The organism is Shinella yambaruensis (assembly GCF_050859155.1).
GTDB lineage: Bacteria > Pseudomonadota > Alphaproteobacteria > Rhizobiales > Rhizobiaceae > Shinella > Shinella yambaruensis.
In genome coordinates this window covers 4,369,221-4,390,375 of record NZ_CP150638.1, presented here as the reverse complement: position 1 = coordinate 4,390,375, position 21,155 = coordinate 4,369,221, and the positions used below count along the sequence as shown (strand labels likewise).

Annotated in this window: 20 protein-coding genes and 1 tRNA gene; 4 read left to right on the top strand and 17 right to left on the bottom strand. The window is 66.5% G+C overall.

Features of this window, described 5'->3' with window-relative positions; genetic code table 11:
• Both WMC41_RS21300 and WMC41_RS21295 read right to left on the bottom strand, forming a co-directional pair.
• On the bottom strand, positions 1 to 1,134 hold the full coding sequence (locus tag WMC41_RS21300; RefSeq protein WP_064332134.1) for an ABC transporter permease: 1,134 nt from the start codon (positions 1,132 to 1,134) through the stop codon (positions 1 to 3).
• On the bottom strand, positions 1,131 to 2,666 hold the full coding sequence (locus tag WMC41_RS21295) for an ABC transporter ATP-binding protein (protein ID WP_432346231.1): 1,536 nt from the start codon (positions 2,664 to 2,666) through the stop codon (positions 1,131 to 1,133). The genes WMC41_RS21300 and WMC41_RS21295 overlap by 4 nt, the downstream gene beginning before the upstream one ends.
• 161 nt (positions 2,667 to 2,827) lie before the next feature.
• On the opposite strand from WMC41_RS21295, the gene WMC41_RS21290 reads away from it, so the two are divergent.
• Positions 2,828 to 3,052: a SlyX family protein gene (locus WMC41_RS21290; protein ID WP_244770457.1), complete on the top strand. Its 225-nt coding sequence runs from the start codon at positions 2,828 to 2,830 to the stop codon at positions 3,050 to 3,052.
• Between the two features lie 106 nt (positions 3,053 to 3,158).
• Here the strand turns inward: WMC41_RS21290 and WMC41_RS21285 are convergent, their stop codons facing one another.
• From WMC41_RS21285 to WMC41_RS21275, 3 genes are all read right to left on the bottom strand, one after another.
• On the bottom strand, positions 3,159 to 4,151 hold the full coding sequence (locus WMC41_RS21285; protein WP_432346229.1) for a BMP family lipoprotein: 993 nt from the start codon (positions 4,149 to 4,151) through the stop codon (positions 3,159 to 3,161).
• Positions 4,152 to 4,368: 217 nt separating this feature from the next.
• On the bottom strand, positions 4,369 to 5,019 hold the full coding sequence (gene msrA / locus WMC41_RS21280) for a peptide-methionine (S)-S-oxide reductase MsrA (RefSeq protein WP_432346227.1): 651 nt from the start codon (positions 5,017 to 5,019) through the stop codon (positions 4,369 to 4,371).
• A gap of 82 nt (positions 5,020 to 5,101) precedes the next feature.
• Positions 5,102 to 5,422, bottom strand: coding sequence for a hypothetical protein (locus tag WMC41_RS21275; protein WP_244770395.1), 321 nt, complete (start codon positions 5,420 to 5,422; stop codon positions 5,102 to 5,104).
• Positions 5,423 to 5,656: 234 nt separating this feature from the next.
• Here WMC41_RS21275 and WMC41_RS21270 point away from each other — a divergent pair.
• A tRNA-Ser gene (locus tag WMC41_RS21270) sits at positions 5,657 to 5,746 on the top strand.
• A 115-nt stretch (positions 5,747 to 5,861) separates the two neighbouring features.
• Here WMC41_RS21270 and WMC41_RS21265 read toward each other — a convergent pair.
• From WMC41_RS21265 to WMC41_RS21235, 7 genes are all read right to left on the bottom strand, one after another.
• Complete coding sequence (locus WMC41_RS21265) at positions 5,862 to 7,544, bottom strand: aconitase X (protein ID WP_432346224.1); 1,683 nt, start codon at positions 7,542 to 7,544, stop codon at positions 5,862 to 5,864.
• 205 nt (positions 7,545 to 7,749) lie between these two features.
• On the bottom strand, positions 7,750 to 9,000 hold the full coding sequence (locus WMC41_RS21260; protein WP_432346222.1) for an NAD(P)/FAD-dependent oxidoreductase: 1,251 nt from the start codon (positions 8,998 to 9,000) through the stop codon (positions 7,750 to 7,752).
• Between the two features lie 7 nt (positions 9,001 to 9,007).
• Entirely contained in the window at positions 9,008 to 9,730 is a 723-nt protein-coding gene (locus tag WMC41_RS21255; RefSeq protein WP_272807219.1) for an amino acid ABC transporter ATP-binding protein, read from the bottom strand.
• Entirely contained in the window at positions 9,723 to 10,373 is a 651-nt protein-coding gene (locus tag WMC41_RS21250) for an amino acid ABC transporter permease (protein WP_272807218.1), read from the bottom strand. Before WMC41_RS21250 ends, WMC41_RS21255 begins: the two co-directional genes overlap by 8 nt.
• A gap of 12 nt (positions 10,374 to 10,385) precedes the next feature.
• Positions 10,386 to 11,051 carry an amino acid ABC transporter permease gene (locus WMC41_RS21245; RefSeq protein ID WP_432346220.1) on the bottom strand — a complete coding sequence of 222 codons (666 nt, stop codon included), beginning with the start codon at positions 11,049 to 11,051 and terminating at the stop codon, positions 10,386 to 10,388.
• Between the two features lie 65 nt (positions 11,052 to 11,116).
• A complete protein-coding gene (locus WMC41_RS21240; RefSeq protein ID WP_064332107.1) occupies positions 11,117 to 11,926 on the bottom strand; it encodes a transporter substrate-binding domain-containing protein in 810 nt (269 codons plus the stop codon).
• A 178-nt stretch (positions 11,927 to 12,104) separates the two neighbouring features.
• A complete protein-coding gene (locus tag WMC41_RS21235; RefSeq protein WP_432346217.1) occupies positions 12,105 to 13,661 on the bottom strand; it encodes an aldehyde dehydrogenase (NADP(+)) in 1,557 nt (518 codons plus the stop codon).
• A 149-nt stretch (positions 13,662 to 13,810) separates the two neighbouring features.
• Between WMC41_RS21235 and WMC41_RS21230 the strand changes: the two genes are divergently transcribed.
• Positions 13,811 to 14,848 carry an Ldh family oxidoreductase gene (locus WMC41_RS21230; RefSeq protein WP_432346215.1) on the top strand — a complete coding sequence of 346 codons (1,038 nt, stop codon included), beginning with the start codon at positions 13,811 to 13,813 and terminating at the stop codon, positions 14,846 to 14,848.
• A gap of 146 nt (positions 14,849 to 14,994) precedes the next feature.
• Here WMC41_RS21230 and WMC41_RS21225 read toward each other — a convergent pair whose 3' ends face one another.
• The 5 genes from WMC41_RS21225 to epmA form a co-directional block, all read right to left on the bottom strand.
• A complete protein-coding gene (locus WMC41_RS21225; protein ID WP_432346213.1) occupies positions 14,995 to 15,921 on the bottom strand; it encodes an IS110 family transposase in 927 nt (308 codons plus the stop codon).
• A gap of 302 nt (positions 15,922 to 16,223) precedes the next feature.
• Entirely contained in the window at positions 16,224 to 17,186 is a 963-nt protein-coding gene (locus WMC41_RS21220; RefSeq protein WP_432346211.1) for a dihydrodipicolinate synthase family protein, read from the bottom strand.
• A gap of 121 nt (positions 17,187 to 17,307) precedes the next feature.
• A complete protein-coding gene (locus tag WMC41_RS21215) occupies positions 17,308 to 18,012 on the bottom strand; it encodes a GntR family transcriptional regulator (RefSeq protein ID WP_244770404.1) in 705 nt (234 codons plus the stop codon).
• A gap of 228 nt (positions 18,013 to 18,240) precedes the next feature.
• Complete coding sequence (locus WMC41_RS21210; RefSeq protein ID WP_432346209.1) at positions 18,241 to 19,302, bottom strand: lysine-2,3-aminomutase-like protein; 1,062 nt, start codon at positions 19,300 to 19,302, stop codon at positions 18,241 to 18,243.
• Positions 19,299 to 20,354 carry an EF-P lysine aminoacylase EpmA gene (gene epmA / locus WMC41_RS21205; RefSeq protein WP_432346207.1) on the bottom strand — a complete coding sequence of 352 codons (1,056 nt, stop codon included), beginning with the start codon at positions 20,352 to 20,354 and terminating at the stop codon, positions 19,299 to 19,301. The genes WMC41_RS21210 and epmA overlap by 4 nt, the downstream gene beginning before the upstream one ends.
• 161 nt (positions 20,355 to 20,515) lie before the next feature.
• Here epmA and efp point away from each other — a divergent pair, with 161 nt between their 5' ends.
• Complete coding sequence (gene efp, locus WMC41_RS21200; protein WP_064332100.1) at positions 20,516 to 21,085, top strand: elongation factor P; 570 nt, start codon at positions 20,516 to 20,518, stop codon at positions 21,083 to 21,085.
• Positions 21,086 to 21,155 lie beyond the last annotated feature (70 nt).

The following is a 21,155-nucleotide window of genomic DNA, read 5'->3' as shown; positions in this document are numbered from 1 at the left end:
TCAGGCTCCCTTGGTGGCGGCGACGTCGCGCGTCTTCGGCGACAGCCCGAGGACGAGGCGCGTGATGGCCGGGCGAAACATGTGCTCGAGCGCGCCGGCAAACAGGATGACGAGGCCCTGGATGATGACGATCATGTCACGCGAGATGGAGGGCATCTCGAAGGAGATTTCGGCCCCGCCCTGGTAGAGCATGCCGAAGAGCAGTGCGGCGGGAATGATGCCCGCCGGATGCGAGCGGCCCATCAGCGCCACGGCGATGCCGACGAAGCCCGCGCCCTGCACGAAGTCGAGCTGCATGCGGAACTGCTCGCCCATGATCGGGTTCAGCGCCATCATACCGGCCAGCCCGCCCGAGATCATCATCGTGATGACGATGATCTTCGCCTCCTTGATGCCCGCATAGCGCGCGGCGGCGGGGCTGTGGCCCATGGTGCGCATCTCGTAGCCGAGCCGCGTGCGCCAGATCAGCACCCAGACGCCGAAGGCGGCAAGAAGCGCCAGCAGGAAGGAGATGTTGAACGGCGCCGTGCCGACGGAAAGGCCGAAGATCGACATCAGCCAGTCGAGCTTGGGCAGCTGGCCGCCGGCATCGAAGGTACGGGTTTCCAGCGACATGGAGCCGAGCGGCTTGAACACCTTGTTGAGCAGATAGTTCATCAGGCTGGCGGCGATGAAGTTGAACATGATCGTCGTGATGACGATATGGCTGCCGCGCCTGGCCAGCAGCCAGCCGGGGATCAGCGCCCAGAGCGCGCCGAAGAAGGCGGCGCCGAGGATCGCGATCGGGAAGACGAGATACCAGGGCAGCGTATGGTCGAAGGACAGGCAGGCGAGCGCCACGCCGATGCCGCCGATATAGGCCTGCCCCTCGCCGCCGATGTTGAACAGGCCGCAATGGAAGGCGACGGCCACGGCAAGGCCGGTGAAGATGAAGGTCGTCGTATAGTAGAGCGTGAAGCCGATATATTCGCCGCGGCCGAAGGCGCCGTTGATCATGTGATAGGCGGCTTCCAGCGGGCTTTCGCCAACGATGAGCACGACGAGGCCGGAAATCAGGAAGGCGACGGCGAGGTTGACGAGCGGGATCAAGCCGTATTCGGCCCAGCCGGGCAGTTTCGCGTGCGGGACACTCATTCCGCGGCCTCCTTCCGGCCTTCCACCCCGGCCATCAGGAGGCCGAGTTCTCCTTCGGTGGCATCGGGCGTGCGCTCGCCGACGACGCGGCCGGCGAACATGACAAGGATGCGGTCGGACAGAGCGCGGATCTCGTCGAGCTCGACCGAGACGAGCAGCACCGCCTTGCCCTGGTCGCGCATCTCGATGATGCGCCTGTGAATGAACTCGATGGCGCCGACATCGACGCCGCGCGTCGGCTGGCCGATGACCAGCACGTCCGGATCGCGCTCCATCTCGCGTGCCAGCACGATCTTCTGCTGGTTGCCGCCGGAGAAATTGGCGGTCTTCAGCCGCGGGTTCGGCGGGCGGATGTCATAGGCGGCGATCTTCTCCTCCGCATCGGCGCGGATGGCGTCGATGTCGAGCAGCATGCCCTTGCGGTACTTCGGATCGTCGTGGTAGCCGAGGATGGCGTTCTCGCTCTCCTCGAATTTCAGCACGAGCCCGACATGGTGCCGGTCCTCCGGCACATGGGCGAGGCCGCGCTTGCGCAGCTCGGCCGGGTCGGCATGGCCTGTGACGTCGATGGGGCTGCCGTTGAGCAGCACGGTGCCGGATTTCGCGCGGCGGATGCCGGAGATCGCCTCCAGCAGCTCGGACTGGCCGTTGCCGGCAACGCCGGCAATGCCGACGATCTCGCCGGCGCGGATGTCGAAGGAGACGTCGTCGACCATGGTCACGCCGCGGCTGTCGCGCACGGTGAGGTTCTTCACCGAGAGCTTGACGTCGGCAGGCTTCGCCTCGCCCTTTTCGACGCGCAGCAGAACGCGGCGGCCGACCATCAGCTCGGCCAGCTCCTCCACCGAGGTTTCCTTCGTCGTGCGCGTCGCCACCATCTCGCCGCGGCGCATGACGGAAACCTCGTCGGTGATCGCCATGATCTCGCGCAGCTTGTGGGTGATGAGGAGGACGGTCTTGCCCTCGGCCTTCAGCTGCTCGAGGATGCGGAAGAGGTGGTCGGCCTCGGCCGGGGTGAGGACGCCCGTCGGCTCGTCGAGGATGAGGATATCGGCCCTGCGGTAGAGCGCCTTCAGGATTTCCACGCGCTGCTGGATGCCGACCGGCAGTTCCTCGATGACGGCGTCCGGATCGACCTCCAGCGCATATTCCTTCTCCAGCCGCTTCAGCTCGGCGCGCGCCTTGGTGATGCCGGCATTGAGGATCTGGCTCTCTTCCGCGCCGAGCATGATGTTCTCCAGCACGGTGAAATTCTCCACCAGCATGAAATGCTGGTGCACCATGCCGATGCCGGCGGCGATCGCCGCGTTCGGATCGCGGATATCGGCCTTCCGGCCGTCGACGAGGATGTCGCCATGGTCGGCCTGGTAGAAGCCGTAGAGGATCGACATGAGGGTGGATTTGCCGGCGCCGTTTTCGCCGATGATGCCGTGAATGGTACCCTTGCGGACCTTCAGGTTGATGTTCCGGTTGGCGTGGACGAGGCCGAAGCTCTTGTCGATGCCCTGCAGTTCGATTGCCAATTCGCTCATGACGATCCACTCTTACGGGGATTTGAGGCCGACGGGCCTTTCGGCCGACCGGTCTTAGTCTTGTTGCTTCCGCCGCCCTTGTCCAGTCCGATTGCGGGCCCCGGCCTCTGCCGCTATAGCTCCTGTCGCCCGGCATTCGACCGAGGAGGAAAGCCATGACCATGCCCGACCGCCCCGACGAGACTGGGGCCGACCGCCTCGCCCGCCTGGAGGAACACGTCGCCCATCAGGCCAACACGATCGAGGAGCTTTCCGACCAGCTCGCCGAGCAATGGCGCGTGGTCGAGCAACTGCGGTCGAAGCTCGACCGGCTGACGGAACGGTTCCTCGCGCTGGAAGAGGGCTCTCTCGACGCCCCGGCCATCACCCGCCCGCCGCATTACTGAAGCACGTCCAGCAGGCGCGCACCGGTTTGCCTGCGCAAGGCAAGCCCGGGATCCGGGAAGACGGAATCGGCCCGTCTGCGCGATGCAGACGGGCCGTCGCTGCCGCTTAGTAGGGGCAGGTCTCGTCCGACATGTAGTCGTGTACCTTCACCGTGCCGGCGATGATGTCGGCGCGGGCCTTGTCGACCGCGGCCTTCATTTCCGGGGTGATGAGCGGCGCGTTGTTCTCGTCCATGGCGACGTCGACACCGTTCTCCTTGAGGCCGAGCACGTTGACGCCGGGCTGGAACGTGTCGTTCTTGGCGGTGATGAACGCGTCGTAGACGGCGACGTCGACGCGCTTGACCATGGAGGTCAGCACCTTGCCCGGATGCAGGCCGTTCTGGTTGGAATCGACGCCGATGCCGAGCTTGCCCGCATCGACCGCCGCCTGGAGGACGCCCACGCCCGTGCCGCCGGCCGCATGATAGACCACGTCGGAGCCCTGGTCGAACTGCGACTTGGCGATCTCGCCGCCCTTGACCGGGTCGTTCCAGGCATCCGGCGTCGTGCCCGTATAGGCTTCGAGCACGTTCATGTCGGAGCCGAGCGACTTGACGCCGCCGATATAGCCGCAGGCGAACTTGTGGATCAGCGGGATATCCATGCCGCCGACGAACGAGACGGTCTTCGTCTTGGACGCCATGCCGGCGAGGATACCGGCGAGCCAGCCGCCCTCTTCTTCCTTGAAGACGACCGAACGGACATTCGGCTTGTCGACGACCATGTCGATGATGGCGAACTTGGTGTCCGGATATTCGGCCGCGACCTTCTCGAGCTGGGCCGCCCAGGAGAAGCCGGCCATCACGATCGGGTTGTTGCCGTCGCTGGCGAAGCGCCGGAGCGCCTGCTCGCGCTGGGCGTCATTGGCGATTTCGAAGTCGCGATATTCGATACCGGTCTCGGCCTTGAACTTCTCCGCGCCGTTATAGGCTGCCTCGTTGAACGACTTGTCGAACTTGCCGCCGAGGTCATAGATGATCGCCGGCTTGATGTCCGCGGCAAACGCGCTTGCCGACATGGCGGCCGTGGCAAGAAGGGTGAGAAGGGGTTTTTTCATTGTGCAGCCCTGTTCGCTATTGGTTTTATAGGGACCTTCCGCGTGGGCGCCCGAAAGGCGCGCAACGGAGCCACCGACCCGTTCCCTTGGGTCAGGCTGGCGGCATCCTTGCACGGCTCCGGGAAAAATTCACCAGAAATTTTTCAACTGGTAAAAAATAGAAGCCGCCGCGAAAGCCCTTCGCGGCGGCGCGCATCCTTCTGAAAATTCTGCGAAATCAGCCGATGGCGCAGGAAACGCCCGTGCCCCGCAGGCCGCAATAGCCGCCCGGGTTCTTGGCAAGATATTGCTGGTGCACATCCTCGGCGAAGTAGAACGGCCCGGCCTCGGCGATCTCGGTGGTGATCCTGTCGGTGCGTCCCGCCGCCGTCAGCGCGGCCTGGTAGACATCGCGCACGCGGCGCGCGGTCGCAAGGTCCGCCGCGTCGTCGAGATAGATCGCCGAGCGGTAGGTGGTACCGATATCGTTGCCCTGGCGCATGCCCTGGGTCGGGTCATGCGCCTCGAAGAACGCCTTCAGCAGCGTCTCCAGGCTCACCTCGGCGGGATCGTAGACGACGCGTACGACCTCGGCATGGCCGGTCAGGCCCGTCGTCGTCTCGTGATAGGTCGGGTTGGGCGTGAAGCCGCCGGAATAGCCGGCCGCCGTCACATGGACGCCCGGGATCTTCCAGAGCAGCCGCTCGGCGCCCCAGAAGCAGCCCATGCCGAGCAGCACGGTCTTGAAACCGTCCGGATAGGGGCCTTCCAGCGGCCGGCCGTTGACGAAGTGGGTCTTGGACGTCGGGATGGGTTCGGCGCGGCCTGGCAGGGCTGCGCCGGGCGCGGGCATGACGGTCTTCTTGTTGAACATGTCGATCAGGAACATTTCTGGCCTCCTGGCCGGTTGGGCAATTCCAGCGAAGGTGCAAAGCGTCTGGCTTGGCGGCACCTGCGCGAAAAGGCGTGTTTCAGGCGGTGAAGCGGCCCGCGACGGGCGGGCGCCGGTAGGCGATCACCCAGAAGAACAGCGAGACGGCGAGCAGGACGACAAAGGCCGGCTGCGAGAGCACCCACATGGCCGCCGGATCCCAGGCATAGGGATGGAGGTTGCGCATGATGCCGTCGGCGACGAGCGCGATCGTGTCCGGGCTGGCCGTGCTCCAGGCGACGGCCAGCGGCGTGAGCACCGGCTCGGAGGCCGAAACCGACTGGATCGCATCGATCGTGCCCGCCATGACGGCGACGACAAGAGCAACGAGGCTGATGGCCTTCAGGATGAACCGTATCATCGCGCACTCTCCAGATATCGCCCGCGCAAGCCCAAATCCGCTCCGCTTCATTCCTGCCTATAGATAGGGAGACGTCCAGCCCTGCGCAATCCTTCGCCCGAACCAGAACATCCTTCAAAAATCTGTCAGAAAGCGGTTGATCCCGCCGCAAACCTCGGTATATATCGCGCCGTCCCGCCGGAATGGAAACAGGAAAGCGGTCCGCGCCGGATTGACCGTCGGCTGCGAGCGGACGGACAGGTGGCCGAGTGGTTGAAGGCGCACGCCTGGAACGCGTGTATAGGGGAAACTCTATCGAGGGTTCGAATCCCTCTCTGTCCGCCATATCCCCTTCAAGGTTCTCCCCTGATTTTCCGCAGGAAATCCACGCCAAGGCGTATGCCTTGGCGTTCCCTGAACGCCCGCCCGGCAAGCCCCGGCGGGCATTGTCGTCCTGCGGTCAGGAAAGCCAGGCGGGCAGGCGCGGGGGGACGCGGCCGGTCAGGGCGGCTTCGATGCAGTCGGAGAGATTGCCGAAGCGGACGGTGCGGCCGGAAAGGCCCGGGCCGTAATGGGCGTATTTGCCGGAATTGGTGAGGAGCGTGCGGGTCTTGGGCGGGAAGACCGGTTCGGAGATCGAGCACCAGCAGAGGTCGGGCAGGACCTGGACGCCGCCTTCCCTCAGCCGGGCAACGGTATCCCCGGCTTCCGCCATCACGTCGCGGCCGGCGGTGACGATCACGGCGACGTCCGCGTGGCACCTGCGGCCGGCGAGGGCATCGGCGAGGGCCGCGCATTCCGAGAGCGAGGCATGCGGGCTGCCGATGGCGACGAGCTCGACCTCGGCGGGGCCTTCGTTGAACATCGTCCAGACCTCGACCATGTCGGCGCGGGTGATCGTCACCCGGTCGGCGGCGGACAAGGCCGCGCCGTCCGCCTCGGGCGTCACGCCCTCGATGTGCAGCATGGGCGCGGCGGAGGTGGTGCCGAAGGCGGCGCAGAGGGCCTTGAGGTCGTCCCGCGTCGGCCTTGCCGCGGCAAGGCCGCGCAGCAGCGGGATGCGGTCGGGCGCGGCACGGCCGGCAAGGTAGCCGATGAGCGGCCAGAAGGCATCGTCGATCCCCTCCGGCAGATCGACGTCGATGACGCGGCGCGCCTTGCGGTGCTCGTCGAGATAGGCGCCGGACAGCGGCGCGCGGCCGGTGAGCGCGATGCACAGGTCGAGGAAATCGGGGTGCTTCGCCGTGCGGGCGCCGAGCACGGTGTTGGCGAAGATCACGGCATTGGATTCGGCCCAGGCGATGGCCTCGCCGGTCTTCGGCGCGCTGTCCAGCAGATAGGGCGAACAGGTGAAGGTCGGGCGGCAGCCCATGCGGACATAGGCATCGGCGAGGCGGGCGGCGGGATCGCCGAAGGACGGCGGCACGCCCTGCGCCTGCCAGTTGGCACGGTCGACGGAGATGGCGTTCATCGTGGTCGGCACGCGGACCTTCGCGCCCATCTCCGCCATCGTTTCCGCGAAGGTGAGGTTGGCAGGGCTGGCATAGATGCAGCCGTCGATATGGCCCTGCACGACGTCGACGAGTTCGCGTGCGCCCTGCTGGGCCGCCATGGCCGTGGTGATGCGCATGGCGAGCGCAACGGCGATGCCGTCGCGGCCGTCCAGCATGGCGCGGTCGTCTTCCGTCAGATCGAGCGCGGCGGTGGCGGGCGGGGTGACGGGGATCGTGAGGCCGTCAGCCTCGATGGCGGTTTCGCCGATCCTTGCGGTCCCGGCGCGACAGAGGGCATCGAAGGCCGCCTGCGACAGGCGCAGGACCGGCAGGGATTTTCCGAACATCTCGGCGGCGATCAGGGCGCCGAGGGTCAGGACGTCCTCCGCCTCGCTGAAGACGAGGGCGCCGGGGGCGCGGCCGGTGAGGGCAAGGTCGAGCAGGACGCCGGAGCCGGTGCACGAGCCGCGGCTCGACGGCATCATCAGGATGCCGCCGGTGATCGTGACGCCATGCAGCGGGTGGTGCACGTCGATGACCCGGCCGGTGGCGGGATCGACGCCGCCCCAGAAGCTCAGCGCCTCGCCCGTCGCGATGACCGGGCCGGCGGCGGTGCCGGAAAGGAGGCTGCGGGCGGAGAGGTCGGCCATGGGACGGGTCCTGTGCTGCTGCGTGGTTCCATCAAGGATAGGCGGCGCGCGCTTGCCGGAAACGCGCGAAAACCAAGGTATGGGCGCCCGCGATCCCCGAGGGACGCGGGCACGGCCTGGAGCAGGTCCGGTGACATCCGGCGCGCCGGATTGCTCCAGGATAGTGTTTTCCCGCGCCGAAGCGATACCGCTCCGGCGCAGCCGCCTAGAAACGCTGCGGCGAGAAGGACGCGATGTCGATCGCCGCCGGCCGGCCGGTCACGAGGTCGGCGACGAGCCGCGCCGTGCCGGCGGACTGGGTGAGGCCGAGATGGCCGTGGCCGAAGGCGTAGACAACATCGGGCGTGGCGCGGGCGCGGCCGATGGCGGGCAGGCTGTCGGGCAGCGAGGGGCGGAACCCCATCCACTGCACGCCGCCCGCCGGCTTCAGGCCGGGCAGGAAGGCTTTCGCCTTTTCCAGCATGGCCTCGGACCTGCGGAAGTTCGGCGGCAGCTTCAGCCCGCCGAGTTCCACCGCGCCGCCGACGCGGATGCCGGTCGACAGCCGGGTCACGACGAAGCCGTGGCCGCCGAAGGTGACCTGCGTCCTGAGGTCGAAGGCGCCGGGCGGCAGGGTCGTGTTGTAGCCGCGCTCGGTCTCGAGCGGGATGCTCTCGCCCAGCGTGCGGGCGACCTGGTGCGAGAAGGCGCCGGCCGCGAGCACGACCTTTTCCACGCGCCGCGTCCCGCCATCCGCCGTCGCGATCTCGACGCCGCCCTCGACGGGCCTGAGGCCGGCGACCTCGGCGCGCTCGATCCTGCCGCCCTTCGCGCGAAAATGATCGGCGAGCGCCAGCGTGTAGAGTTTCGGGTCCGCGATGGAATACCAGCCGGGCGTGAAGGTGCCGTGCGTGAAGCGCGGGGCGAGGCCGGGCTGGATCGTGGCCATTTCGGCGGCATCCATGTGGCGGAATTCGATGCCGTGCGCTTCGCGGGCCCTCCAGCCCGGCAGCGAGGAGGTCAGGTCGGCCCGGCTTTCATAGACCTGGAGATTGCCCTCCCTGCGCAGCATGGCAAGTGTGCCGGTCGCGCCGAGGAAGGGCTCCAGCTCGGCCCTGGAAAGGTCCATCAGCGCGGTCTGCGCGGCGGTGGAATGGGCGACGCGGCGTGCCGAGCAGGCGCGCCAGAAGCGGACCATCCAGGGGGCGATCTGCAGCGCATAGGACGGCGGCACGGAAAGCGGCCCGAGCGGGTCGAGCAGCCATTTCGGCGCCTTCCTGAGGATGCCGGGCGAGGCGAGCGGCAGGATGTCGGTGAAGGCGAAGGCGCCCGCATTGCCGGCGGAAGCGCCGGCGGCGGGGGCTTCGCGCTCGAGCACGGTGACGGCGAGGCCGCGGGCCTGGGCGGCAATGGCCGCGGAAAGGCCGACCACGCCGGCGCCGATGACGACGACGCCCGGTTCGATTCCAGTCTTCATCATCGCCTCAGTGCGTCGCAGCGAGGAAGGTTTTCAGGTCGGCATCCTTCGGCGCGCCGAACAGCGCTTCCGGCGGGGCGATCTCGGCCATCACGCCCTTGTGGAAGAAGGCGACGCGGTCGGAGACCTCGCGGGCGAACTTCATTTCGTGCGTGACGCAGATCATCGTCATGCCCTCGGAGGCGAGCATGCGCAGCGTATCGAGCACTTCGCCGACGAGTTGCGGATCGAGCGCCGAGGTCACCTCGTCGAACAGCATGTAGGCCGGCGACATGGCAAGCGCCCGGGCGATCGCCATGCGTTGCTGCTGGCCGCCGGACATGCGGCTCGGATAGACCTTCAGCTTGTCGCCGAGGCCGACATGGGTGAGCTGCCTGACGGCCATCGCCTCGGCCTCGGCCTTCGACTGGCCCAGAACCTTGACGGGGGCCAGCATGACGTTTTCGAGCACGGTCAGGTGCGGGAAGGCGTTGAACTGCTGGAAGACGATGCCGAGCTTGCGGCGCAGCTTGTTGAGGTCCGTGCCCTTGGCATGCACGTCGGTGCCGTCGACGACGATGCGCCCGCTGTCGATGGTCTCCAGCCCGTTGATGCAGGTGAGCAGCGTCGACTTGCCCGAGCCCGAGCCGCCGATGATGGTCAGCACCTCGCCCTTCTCCACGGTGAGGTTGATTCCCTTCAGGACTTCGAGCTGGCCGAAGGATTTGCGGACGTTTTCGATCTCAATCATTGGACCACCGTCTTTCGAGATAACCGCCGAGCCGGGCGATGGGGAAGCTGATGATGAAGTAGATGGCGCCGCAGATGAGCAGGATGAACAGCGGCTCCTGCAGGCGCGTGACGAGGATCTGCGAGGCACGCAGGAGCTCGATGAGGCCGAGCCAGAGCACGAGCGCCGAATCCTTCATGACGCCGAGCGTCAGGCCGATCCAGGCGGGCAGCGAGACGCGCGTGGCGAGCGGGGCCACGATGTAGCGCATGTCCTGCCACCAGGTCATGCCCAGCGATCTGGCTGCGCGGCGCGTGGTGGCCGGCACGGAAGAGATGCCGCCGCGCACGATCTCGGTGCAATAGGCCGCCGTATAGAGCGACAGCACCACGCAGGAGGTGGTGAACGGCGCCCAGCCGAGCTTCATGATCGACTGCAGCGCATTGCCGAGCACGAGCTGGATGAGCAGCGGCACGGAGCGGAAGATGTCGAGCAGGAAGGTGAGCGGCATCGACCAGTAGGGGCCGGCCTGGTTGCGGATGACGCCGAAGAGGATGCCGAGCACGGTGCCCGCAAGGACGGAGACGGCGGTGACGGCGAGCGTCATGGCCGCGCCCTTGGCGAGGAAGCCGAGATCGGCAAGGGTGAGAGCGGTATCGAACATGGCTTACCCCTCTCAGTAGCGGAACATGCGCGTGGCAGCGAGGCGCGCTGCCAGCGTCACGGCCTTGGCGATCAGGTAGTAGATGACCGCCGCAAGCGCGAAGAATTCGAAGGTCCGGAAGGAAACCGCGTTCAGCGCCTGCGTGACGCCCGCAAGATCCGTGTTCATGCCGACGGTGACGCCGAGCGAGGTCATCAGGATCGCCCAGACCGCCTGGTTGGTGGCGGGCAGGAAGGCGATGCGCAGCATCTGCGGCATGACGATGTAGCGGAAGGCCATGAGCGGCGTCATGCCGAGCGAACGGCCGGCGCGGGTCTGCGTCTCGGGGATCGCCTTCAGCGCGCCGCGGAAATTTTCCGCCAGATAGCCGGCATTGTTGAAGGCGATGCCGACGAGCAGCGCCGTGTAGGGGCTGAGATGGATGCCGAAGCTGCCGAGGCCGAAATGAGCCATATAGATCTGGAAGAGGGCCGGCGTGTTGCGCGCGATCTCGACCCAGGCGGTGGCGAAGCCGCCGAGGATGCGGTTGCCGGACAGCCGGAAGAGCGTCAGCGCCAGGGCGACGGCAAGGCCGACGGCCATGGAGAGCAGCGCGATCTGGAGCGTGACCAGCGCGCCGTCCAGCATCTGGGGCAACGCCTTCAGCGCCTGGTTCCAATGGAAAGTGTAACTGAACATTGCCGTCTCACCCTTCGGAAACGATGGACGGCGCGGGATGTCCCGCGCCGCCTTGGAAACGGCTCCTAGCGGTAGACGCCGCCGACCGAGAGGTCCGGCACGTCGCCGCCGACCCACTTCTCGTAGAGTTCCTTGTAGCGGCCGGTGCGAACCTGCTGGTTGACGAAGAGGTTCAGGTAGTTGATCAGGCCGTATTCTTCGCGGTTGGTGAAGAGCGCGACATAGTCGATGTCATAGGGCGCCTTGCCGACGACGGAGATGCCGGCGAACTTGCCGCTCTTGACGTTGGACTGGGCGACCGTCGAGGTGGAGACCGTGGCGTCGATCTGGCCCTGGCTCAGCGCGAGGAAGACGTCGGCCTGGGTCTGGTACGGACGGAACTCGCCGGCGCCCCATTCCTTGACCGAGTTTTCGAGCGCGATGGCCTCGAACGTGCCGGCGGTGGCGCCGACCGTCTTGCCCTTCATGTCCTCGAAGGACTTGATGCCCGACTTGTCGTTGGCCGTCACGGCCATCTCGAAGGCGAAGTAGGGGATCGACATGCCGACGGTCTTGGCACGCTCCAGCGTGTCGGAGGTCGAGGCGACGCCGACATCGACACGGCCGGACATCAGCGCCGGGATGCGCTCCGGGAAGGGCGTTTCGACGATCTCGGCGGTGACGCCGAGGGCCTTGGCCAGATCGTTGCAGTAATCGACGTCGAAACCGATCGGGTTGTTGTTCTCGTCGCGCGCGCCCATCGGCGGGAAGTCGAGAACGACGGCGCAGCGCAGCGTGCCGGACGAGATGATGTCGTCCAGCTTGTCGGCCTTGGCCGGGCTGGTCAGAGCGGTGGCGGCCACGAGGCCGAAGGCGAGGACCGAGGTCTTCTTCATAAACTCTCTCCCTGGATTGGTCTGTCGATTCACGCGGCGGAGGTCCGTCCTGCGCCGAGACTGTAAACCGCCACTAAAATACAACTAATATACAAAAAGTATATACCCGGAAGGAGAAAATATGACGGCCGGGCTTCCTCACGGGAAGCCCGGCCGTCAGGAGCGCTAGAATATTGAATCAGTTCAGAAAATCTTCCGGCAGCAGGCCTTCCGGCATGTTCTGGTAGGAGACCGGGCGCAGGAAGCGGCGGATCGACATGGTGCCGACACTGGTGGCGCCGAAGTTCGTGGAGGCCGGATAGGGGCCGCCATGCACCATGGAATCCACCACCTCGACGCCGGTCGGGAAGCCGTTGACGAGCACGCGGCCGGCCTTGCGTTCGAGGACAGGGCGCAGGCGCTTCGCATCTTCAAGGTCGCCTTCATCCATGTGGATGGTCGCCGTCAGCTGTCCTTCGAAATTGCGGGCGAGCCTCTCCATCTCGTCGACCGAGGAAACGCGCACGACGAGGCCGAGCGGGCCGAAGACCTCTTCCGAAAGCGCGTGGTCGGCGAGGAACTGTTCGCCGGAGATCTCGAAGAGGTTCGGCAGCGCGTTACGGCCGGCGGATTCCGTCGTCAGCAGCGGCTTGACGGTGTTGCGGCTTGCAAAGCGCGCCTGGCCGTCCTGGTAGGCCTTGGCGATGCCGTCGGTCAGCATGGTCTGCGGGCCGACCTTGCCGAGCGCTTCCACGGCAGCGGCGGTGAAACGGTCGGCATCCGCGCCGTCCTCAACGATGGCGATGCCCGGATTGGTGCAGAACTGGCCGGCGCCCATGGTGAGCGAGCCCGCCCAGCCCTGGCCGAGGCCTTCCGCGCGGGCCTTCATGGCCTGCGGCAGCAGGAACATCGGGTTGACCGAGCCGAGCTCGCCGAAGAACGGGATCGGCTCCGGGCGGGCGGCGCACAGGTTGAAGAGGGCGCGGCCGCCGGCGAGCGAGCCGGTGAAGCCGACGGCCTTGATCAGCGGATGCTGCACCAGCGCCTCACCGACCTGGCGGTTGCCGCCCTGGATGAGCGAGAAGACGCCGGGATGCACGCCGGTCTTCCTGATGGCAGCCTCGATGGCCTCGGCGATGATCTCGCCCGTGCCCGGATGGGCGGAGTGGCCCTTGACGACGACGGGGCAACCGGCGGCAAGCGCGGCAGCCGTATCACCGCCGGCAGTGGAGAAGGCGAGCGGAAAGTTGGAGGCGCCGAAGACGGCGACCGGGCCGATCGGCCGCTGGATCAGGCGGATTTCGGGGCGCGGCGCCGGCTGGCGGTCGGGAAGGGCCGCGTCGAAGCGGCGGTCGAGATAGTCGCCCTTCTCGATATGATCGGCGAAGAGGCGGAGCTGGCCGGTGGTGCGGCCGCGCTCGCCCTGCAGGCGCGCGACCGGCAGGCCGGTCTCCTGCGTGCCGATCTCGGTGATCGCTTCTGCCCGGGCCTCGATCTCGTCCGCGATGGCGCGCAGGAACGCGGCGCGTTCGGCGCGGGAGGAATAGCCGTAGCTGAGGAAGGCGTCTTCGGCGGCTTCCGCGGCCTTGTTCACCAGCTCGACCGTTTCGGCGGCTTCCGCGGCCTTGTTCACCAGCTCGACCGTGCCGACGGCAAAGTCGTGCGCCGGGCCATGGGCGGGCGAGGAGGTGAAGGTGCCGTTTCCATCAAGCCATTCGCCTGCGACGAGATGTTTACCGTTGGGAGTGAAAGCCATTAGACGTACCTTTCTCACGGGAAGAGGGATTCGCCCCTGACATAGACTCTTGCTGGGCGAATTGCACTTGTCGAAATCTTGTATACTCTATGTATGCAAATGATCAATCGCCAACCTGCCCCGGTCGGCAAAAGCGGAAGAGACCAAAGATGACGCAGACCTCCACCCTGACGATTGCCGCCCTTCACGAACGGGTGGAAGCGATCTTCCGCAAGGCCGGCCTCAATGCCGTGCAGGCCGGCGCGCTCGCCCGCGTCATCGTCGCCGGGGAGCGCGACGCCTGCAAGTCGCACGGCATCTACCGTATCGAGGGTGCGCTGCGCACCGTCAAGGCCGGAAAGGTCAAGCCGGACGCCGTGCCGGTGCTGGATGCCAAAGAGGGCTCGGCCATCGTCAAGGTCAATGCCGGCGGCGGCTTTGCCAACCCGGCCTTCGAACTCGGCGTGCCGGTTCTTGCCGCCCGCGCCCGCACGCTCGGCCTTGCCGCGCTCGTCATCAACGACTGCACGCATTTCTCCGCCCTCTGGCCGGAAGTGGAGGCCGTGACCAAAGAAGGCCTTGCCGGCCTCGTCATGTGCCCGAGCTACGCCACCGTCGCGCCCACCGGCGGCAACAAGCCGCTGCTCGGCACCAATCCCTTCGCCTTCGGCTGGCCGCGCAAGGGCGATGCGCCCTATGTCTTCGACTTCGCCACCTCGGTCGCCGCCCGCGGCGAGATCGAGCTGCACCGCCGCGCCGGCAAACAGCTGCCCGAGGGCTGGGCGATCGACGCCGAGGGCAACCCGACCACCGACCCGGAAGCCGCGCTCGCCGGCGCCATGCTGCCCTTCGGCGGCCACAAGGGCTCGGCCATCGGCACGATGATCGAACTGCTCGCCGGCATCATGATCGGCGACCTGACGAGCCCGGAAGTGCTCGACTATCTCGGCACCACGACGCTTGCGCCCTTCCATGGCGAGCTGATCATCGCAATGTCGCCGGAGGCCTTCTCCGCCGGCCGGCCCGGCGATCCCTTCGCCCGCGCCGAAGTGCTGTTCGAGGCCATCGTCGGCCAGGGCGCCCGCCTGCCCTCGCAGCGCCGCTTCGTGGCGCGCAGGAAATCCGAGGCGGACGGTGTCACGCTCACCGCCGCCGAGATCGAGCAGCTCGACCGCCTGCTGGAGAAGGGGCTGGATGCGATCTCCTGATCGCGCGGTTGTTTTTATTAGCCGGCGAATAGTCTCGCGGCTCTGGCGCATTAACGCATATCCGCTCCACCCACCGTCGTCATCCTCGGGCTTGACCCGAAGATCCACCTTCCCGCTACGTCCTCGCTGTGAAATGGCAACTGTGTTCAAGCGAAGTTGGTTTTGTCGCGCTGCATTGCGTTGAGGATCGTGATGAGCTTTCGCGCGACGGCGATGATGCCGGCCTTTGCGGAACCTGTTCTGGCTGAGACGGCCTGATGGAAGGCGCGCAGGCGCGCTGAGGCCTTGATGGCGCCGAGGGCCGCCATGTAGAGGGCCTTTCGCACGCGTGGCCTGCCGCCCTTGATGCGGCGGCGGCCGGATCTCCTGCCGGAATCGTCATTGAAGGGAGCAAGGCCGGCAAGGCTTGCGGCTGTTTTGGGCGAAAGGCTGCCGAGTTCGGGCATATGGGCCAGCAGGGTCAAGGCTGTCACCTTGCCCACGCCGGGCGCGGAGGTAAGGCGGTGCGCCTGCTGAGCGAGATGTCCATTCTTCATCTGCTCGTCGATCGCAGCCTGGATCGAGGCGATCCTCTCGCCGAGGATGGCGATCATGGCCTCGATGTCGGCGCGGACGGCGGGATCGAAGGCATCGCAAAGATGCCGGCGCTCGGTTGCACGGGCATCGACGAGCTGATCCCGGCGGCGGGCAAGGGCCGCCAGGCGCTCGCGCACCGGGCAAGGCGGCGCCTCGGCCGTCAGGCCGAACATGGTTCCCATCTCGCAAAGCGAGCGGGCATCGATGCGGTCGGTCTTGGCCAGCCGTCCCCGCGCTTCGGCAAAGCGCCGGGCCGTCTTCGGGTTGACGCGGGCAAAGGCGATGCCGGCCTGTGCCAGACACAGGCGCAGCATCCGGTCGCAATGACCTGTCGCCTCGAAGACGACCAGGTCGGTGGCCGGGTCGAGACCACGGGCAAAAGCGGACAGCGCGGTCTGCTCGTTGGGGATGCGGCAGAACCTGGCCGTTTTCGGATCGAAGATGTCGATCATGTCCTTGCCGATGTCGCAGCCGATGAAGGTATGGTGTATCGTCATGGCGCCTGCTCCTGTGTGCGGGGTCTGTGGCGACAGCCCCGTGCAACTGTTCAGGTTGATGGGCGAAGCGGGAAGGGGCCAAGCCATGCCGCGGCCTGCCGTCACAAACGGCGGCCTGGATCCTCTCGGCCTCCTTCCCGCAACCATCTTACATCAGACCAAACACACAGGATCCTCGGATCAAGCCCGAGGATGACGACGGAGAGTACAGAGTGCGGAGTGCGGGAGGAGCGGCCGATCATCGCCGCCGAAACAAAAAAGCCCTCCTTGCGGAGGGCCTTTCGCTTTAGAGGCATACAACCTTACGCCTTGTAGGTCTGCACGGCGCCCGGCAGCTTGCTCCATTCGGCATACCAGGTGTCGAACAGCTTCAGCTGGGTCTCGACATAGCCGCGCTGGCTGTCGGAGAGCGCGTCGGTCTCGTTGAAGTGCAGCGTGTATTCCTTGTCGCCCTTCAGCACCATCATGTGCTTGAAGTAGAGGACGAGGTCCGGGCCTTCGTCGAAGGAGGAGAGCACGGCGAGCGCCGATTCCAGCTCCAGCGCGCGGGCGCGGGCATCCGGGTCGCCCTTGGCGGCGGCCTGGGCGAGATTGCACATGTGGAGCACTTCCTTGGGCAGCACGCAGCCGATGCCGGTGATCGCGCCGACGGCGCCGCAATCGACGAAGCCGGTGAAGACGCAGGTATCGACGCCGATCATCAGCGAGACGTCATCGTCGCGGCTGGTGATGTTCTCGGCCGCATAACGCATGTCGGCCGCGCCGCCGAATTCCTTGAAGCCGACGAGGTTCTTGTGGTCCTCGCGCAGCGCAAAGAACAGGTCGGCCCGGGTGGCGAAGCCGTAATAGGGGCTGTTGTAGATGACCGCCGGCAGGTCCGGGGCGGCCGAGAGGATCGCCTTGAAATGGTTCTTCTGCGCGGCGGCGACGGAACCGCGGGAGAGCACGCGCGGGATGACCATGAGGCCCTGCGCGCCGACCTTCTGGGCATGCGCGGCATGGGCGACGGCCGAGGCGGTGTTGACGGCACCGGTGCCGACGATGACCGGGATGCCCGCCTTGACGAGACGCTCGACGCCTTCCATGCGCTGTTCGTCGGTCAAAAGCGGCCAGTCACCCATCGAGCCGCAATAGACGACGGCCGACATGCCCTTTTCGATGAGTTCCCTGCCCTTGCGCACCAGCTGGTCGAAATCCGGCGTGCGGTCGTCCTTGCAGGGGGTCATCAGGGCGGGAATGACACCGGAAAAAATCTTGGCCTTCATGTCGGTCTCCTTTGGCGGTTCGTCGGATGGGCGGCCGGCACATGCACGGGGCCTTTCCCCTCTCTGATGACGGGTATAGCATCTTGTATTTTATTTGTCGACAAGAAAAATACAAATTCCATCAGAGCGTGATGTCGAGCCTGTCGTTGCGGCTGAACAGCTTCTGCACCTGGGCGACGATCGCCTCGGCATGGGCCTTGCCGAGGCGGTCCGCTTCCTCGATGTCGCGCGCCGCGATGGCGGCGATGATCGCGGCATGCTCGTCCACGAAGCGCCGGGGGAACTGTTCGTCGTAGGACTGGTAGTAGAGCTGCAGGATGCGCCGTCCCTCGTCGAGCAGCCGGCGGAACAGGCTGGTGAAATAGGGGTTGCGCCCCGCCTCGGCGATGGCGGCATGGAAGGCGGCATTGGTGGCGATCATCTTCAGGGCGTCGCGCGCCTCGAGCGCCGCCGCATAGTCCTCGTGGAAGCCCCTGATGACGGCGAGGTCCTCCGGACGGTGCGCCTGCGCCGCAAGCCGCGTCGTCACGCGGTACATCAGCACCAGCGCGTCGAAGAAGGTGTGCAGGTTGAGGAAGTCGATGTTCGAGACCATGGTCGAGCGGTTCGGCAGGGTCTCGATCAGCCCCTCGCCGGCCAGCCGCACCAGGGCCTCGCGGATCGGCGTGCGCGACATCTTGAACCGCTCGGCAAGCTGCACCTCGTCGATCGGGCTGCCGGGGGCAAGCTTCAGGTCGAGGATCTCGTCGCGCAGGAGGTCATAGACCATCTTCACACCGGAGCCGCGCTTGCGTTCGGGCAGGGAACTGGAATCGGTATCGGTCATCGAAAATCCTCTTGTCGACAAAAGAAATACAATTGTCCGGCAGCGCTATCAATCGTTTAAAGTGGGCATTTTGACGAAACTGTCGTCAAGTCTCCGAGGGCCGGGATTCCGCGAAATCCGGCGTCTGCCGCACACAAAGATGAAAAAACGCGTGTGAAAGCCCCGCCCGGCAAAACGCTCCTTTGTCCCGACGGCGCTTCCGTCCCGTGCAGGCCGCTCGCGCCGGCGCTACGTCTCGTCCTGCCGCGGCGGATAGAGATGCGTTTCCCCGCGGAAATCGCGAAGGCGGAAACAGCCGTCGTCGGCCTCTTCGACCGCCGCCGAATCCGCCCGCACCTTGCCGTGCCCGCCGGGAATGTCGAGGATATAGGCCGGCTGGCAGAGGCCGGAGACGCGGCCGCGCAGGCTTTCGACCAGCGCCCTGCCCTCGGCAAGCGTCAGGCGGAAATGCGCGGTACCGGGCGCCAGGTCGGGATGATGCAGGTAATAGGGCTTGACCCGGTTCTCGACGAAGGTGCGCATCAGGTCGGCCAGCACCGCCGCATCGTCGTTGACGCCCTTCAGCAGCACCGTCTGGCTAACCATCACCAGGCCCGCATCGACGATGCGCGCGATGGCGGCGCGGGCCTCGGCCGTGAATTCGCGCGGATGGTTGGCATGCAGCGCCACATAGGTCGTCTTGCCGGAAGCCTTCAGCGCCGCGATCAGCGCGGTATCCACCCGCGCCGGATCGACGACGGGCACGCGGCTGTGGAACCGCACGATCTTCACGTGAGGAATGGCGGCAAGCCGTTCCAGGATGGCCTGCAGCCGGCGCGGCGAGAGCACGAGCGGATCGCCGCCGGTCAGGATCACCTCCCAGATCGCCGGCCGGGCCGCGATATAGGCGATCGCCGCATCGAGCGCCAGGGCGGAGAGGGTGCCGAGCCCTTCCGGCCCGACCATCTCGCGGCGGAAGCAGAAGCGGCAATAGACCGGGCAGACATGCACGGCCTTCAGGAGGACGCGATCGGGATACCGGTGCACGATGCCCTCGACAGGGCTGTGCGCGAGGTCGCCGATCGGGTCGGCGCGCTCCTCCGGCAGGGTCACGAGCTCCGCGGCATCGGGCACGAACTGGCGGGCGACCGGATCGTTCGGATCGGCCGGATCGATCAGCGCGACGAGCGACGGCGTGACGGCGACGGCATAGCGCGCGGCGACCGCCGCCGCGCCCGCCCGTCGCGCCTCGGGAACGAGGCCGGCCTCGACCAGCTCGGCCACCGTCGTCAGGCTGCGCGCCGCCGTCATGGCGCGGTCTCCGCCACCGGCGCCCAGATCACCTGGTCGATGCGCGCGGCGCCCGTCGCCAGCATGACCAGCCGGTCGAGGCCGAGCGCGATGCCGCTGGCCTCGGGCATATGGGCGAGCGCGGCGAGGAAATCCTCGTCGAGCGGATAGGTCTCGCCATAGACGCGGGCCTTTTCCGCCATTTCCAGCTCGAAGCGCCGGCGCTGCTCGCCCGCATCGGTCAATTCGCCGAAGGCATTGGCCAGCTCCACCCCGCAGGCATAGAGCTCGAAGCGCTCGGCGACGCGCCGGTCCCGTGCCGCCGGGCGGGCGAGCGCGGCCTCCGCGGTCGGATATTCGCACAGGATGGTGGCGCGGCCGAAACCGAGCTGCGGCTCCACCTTTTCCACCAGCACGCGGCTGAAGAGGTCGGCCCAGGTGTCGTCCTCCGCCACGCGCAGGCCGGCCGCCCGCAGGGATGTGGCAAGGCGCGCGCGATCCGTCGCACCGTCGGGATCGATCGAGCCGAGGAGGTCGATGCCGGCATGGCGCCGGAAGGCCTCCGCCACCGTCAGCCGCTCGGGCGGCAAGGCCGGATCGCAGGTCGCGCCGCGGTAGGCGAGCATCGCGGCTCCCGCCACCCCGGCGGCCAGCGCGAGGATCTCCGCGCAATCCTCCATCAGCACGTCATAGGCCTCGCCCGCACGATACCATTCCAGCATGGTGAATTCCGGGTGGTGCAGCGGCCCGCGCTCGCGGTTGCGATAGACATGAGCGAAGCAGGCGATGCGCCTTTCCCCTGCCGTCAGCAGCTTCTTGCAGGCGAATTCCGGCGAGGTGTGCAGGTAGAGCGGCGTCCTTGCGCCGGAATGGCCGATCGCGGCGGTCTCGAAGGCGTGCAGATGCGCCTCGTTGCCGGGGGAGACCTGCAGCGTCGCGGTGTCGACCTCGATGAAATCGCGCGCGGCGAACCAGCCGCGCAGCGCCGCCTGGATGCGGTTTCGCGCAAGAAGGAACGGCCGGCGATCGGCATGGACATCGGGCGTCCACCAGGGCGAGGGCTTCAGGCTCATGGCGTTCCTGTGGCAGGTTTCTTCGCGCTTGCCGGCGGACAGACTGGTCTTTTGCCGGAATATAGGGTAGTTGCGGCCCCGAAAACACATTTTCGGCACCCGGGGAAGGCGTCTCAAGGCGGTCCTCTACGCCGTGATCCATCCAGTTACAAGGAAGACTTATGGTAAAGATCATCGCCTCTTCCGTCCGCAAGGGCAATGTCCTCGAGGTCGAAGGCAAGCTCTATGTCGTGCTGACGGCGCAGAACTTCCACCCGGGCAAGGGCACGCCGGTCACGCAGATCGACATGCGCCGCATCTCCGACGGCGTGAAGGTTTCCGAACGCTACCGCACGACCGAACAGGTCGAGCGCGCCTTCGTGGAAGACCGCGAGCACAACTTCCTCTACGAGGATGGTGACGGCTACCATTTCATGAACCCGGAGACCTACGACCAGCTGACCATGTCCCACGAGGACATCGGCGACCTGAAGGCCTATCTCCAGGAAGGCATGACGGTCATCCTGTCGGTGCATGAGGGCGTCGCCATCGCCATCGACCTGCCGCGCCACGTCACGCTCGAGATCGTCGAGACCGAACCGGTCGTCAAGGGCCAGACGGCCTCGTCCTCCTACAAGCCGGCGATCCTGTCGAACGGCGTGCGCACGCTGGTGCCGCCGCACATCACCGCCGGCACGCGCGTCGTCATCGCGACGGAAGACGGTTCCTACGTGGAACGCGCCAAGGACTGACCGGTTTTGCGGGAAGCGGCGGGCGATCGGGGTCGATGCACGCCCTGCACCAAGCCCTCCGTCATCCTCG

Coding starts and splice junctions, on each gene's coding strand:
- WMC41_RS21300 (WP_064332134.1), bottom strand. CDS start 1,134: ATGAGTGTCCCGCACGCGAAACTGCCCGGCTGGGCCGAATACGGCTTG.
- WMC41_RS21295 (WP_432346231.1), bottom strand. CDS start 2,666: ATGAGCGAATTGGCAATCGAACTGCAGGGCATCGACAAGAGCTTCGGC.
- WMC41_RS21290 (WP_244770457.1), top strand. CDS start 2,828: ATGCCCGACCGCCCCGACGAGACTGGGGCCGACCGCCTCGCCCGCCTG.
- WMC41_RS21285 (WP_432346229.1), bottom strand. CDS start 4,151: ATGAAAAAACCCCTTCTCACCCTTCTTGCCACGGCCGCCATGTCGGCA.
- msrA (WP_432346227.1), bottom strand. CDS start 5,019: ATGTTCCTGATCGACATGTTCAACAAGAAGACCGTCATGCCCGCGCCC.
- WMC41_RS21275 (WP_244770395.1), bottom strand. CDS start 5,422: ATGATACGGTTCATCCTGAAGGCCATCAGCCTCGTTGCTCTTGTCGTC.
- WMC41_RS21265 (WP_432346224.1), bottom strand. CDS start 7,544: ATGGCCGACCTCTCCGCCCGCAGCCTCCTTTCCGGCACCGCCGCCGGC.
- WMC41_RS21260 (WP_432346222.1), bottom strand. CDS start 9,000: ATGAAGACTGGAATCGAACCGGGCGTCGTCGTCATCGGCGCCGGCGTG.
- WMC41_RS21255 (WP_272807219.1), bottom strand. CDS start 9,730: ATGATTGAGATCGAAAACGTCCGCAAATCCTTCGGCCAGCTCGAAGTC.
- WMC41_RS21250 (WP_272807218.1), bottom strand. CDS start 10,373: ATGTTCGATACCGCTCTCACCCTTGCCGATCTCGGCTTCCTCGCCAAG.
- WMC41_RS21245 (WP_432346220.1), bottom strand. CDS start 11,051: ATGTTCAGTTACACTTTCCATTGGAACCAGGCGCTGAAGGCGTTGCCC.
- WMC41_RS21240 (WP_064332107.1), bottom strand. CDS start 11,926: ATGAAGAAGACCTCGGTCCTCGCCTTCGGCCTCGTGGCCGCCACCGCT.
- WMC41_RS21235 (WP_432346217.1), bottom strand. CDS start 13,661: ATGGCTTTCACTCCCAACGGTAAACATCTCGTCGCAGGCGAATGGCTT.
- WMC41_RS21230 (WP_432346215.1), top strand. CDS start 13,811: ATGACGCAGACCTCCACCCTGACGATTGCCGCCCTTCACGAACGGGTG.
- WMC41_RS21225 (WP_432346213.1), bottom strand. CDS start 15,921: ATGACGATACACCATACCTTCATCGGCTGCGACATCGGCAAGGACATG.
- WMC41_RS21220 (WP_432346211.1), bottom strand. CDS start 17,186: ATGAAGGCCAAGATTTTTTCCGGTGTCATTCCCGCCCTGATGACCCCC.
- WMC41_RS21215 (WP_244770404.1), bottom strand. CDS start 18,012: ATGACCGATACCGATTCCAGTTCCCTGCCCGAACGCAAGCGCGGCTCC.
- WMC41_RS21210 (WP_432346209.1), bottom strand. CDS start 19,302: ATGACGGCGGCGCGCAGCCTGACGACGGTGGCCGAGCTGGTCGAGGCC.
- epmA (WP_432346207.1), bottom strand. CDS start 20,354: ATGAGCCTGAAGCCCTCGCCCTGGTGGACGCCCGATGTCCATGCCGAT.
- efp (WP_064332100.1), top strand. CDS start 20,516: ATGGTAAAGATCATCGCCTCTTCCGTCCGCAAGGGCAATGTCCTCGAG.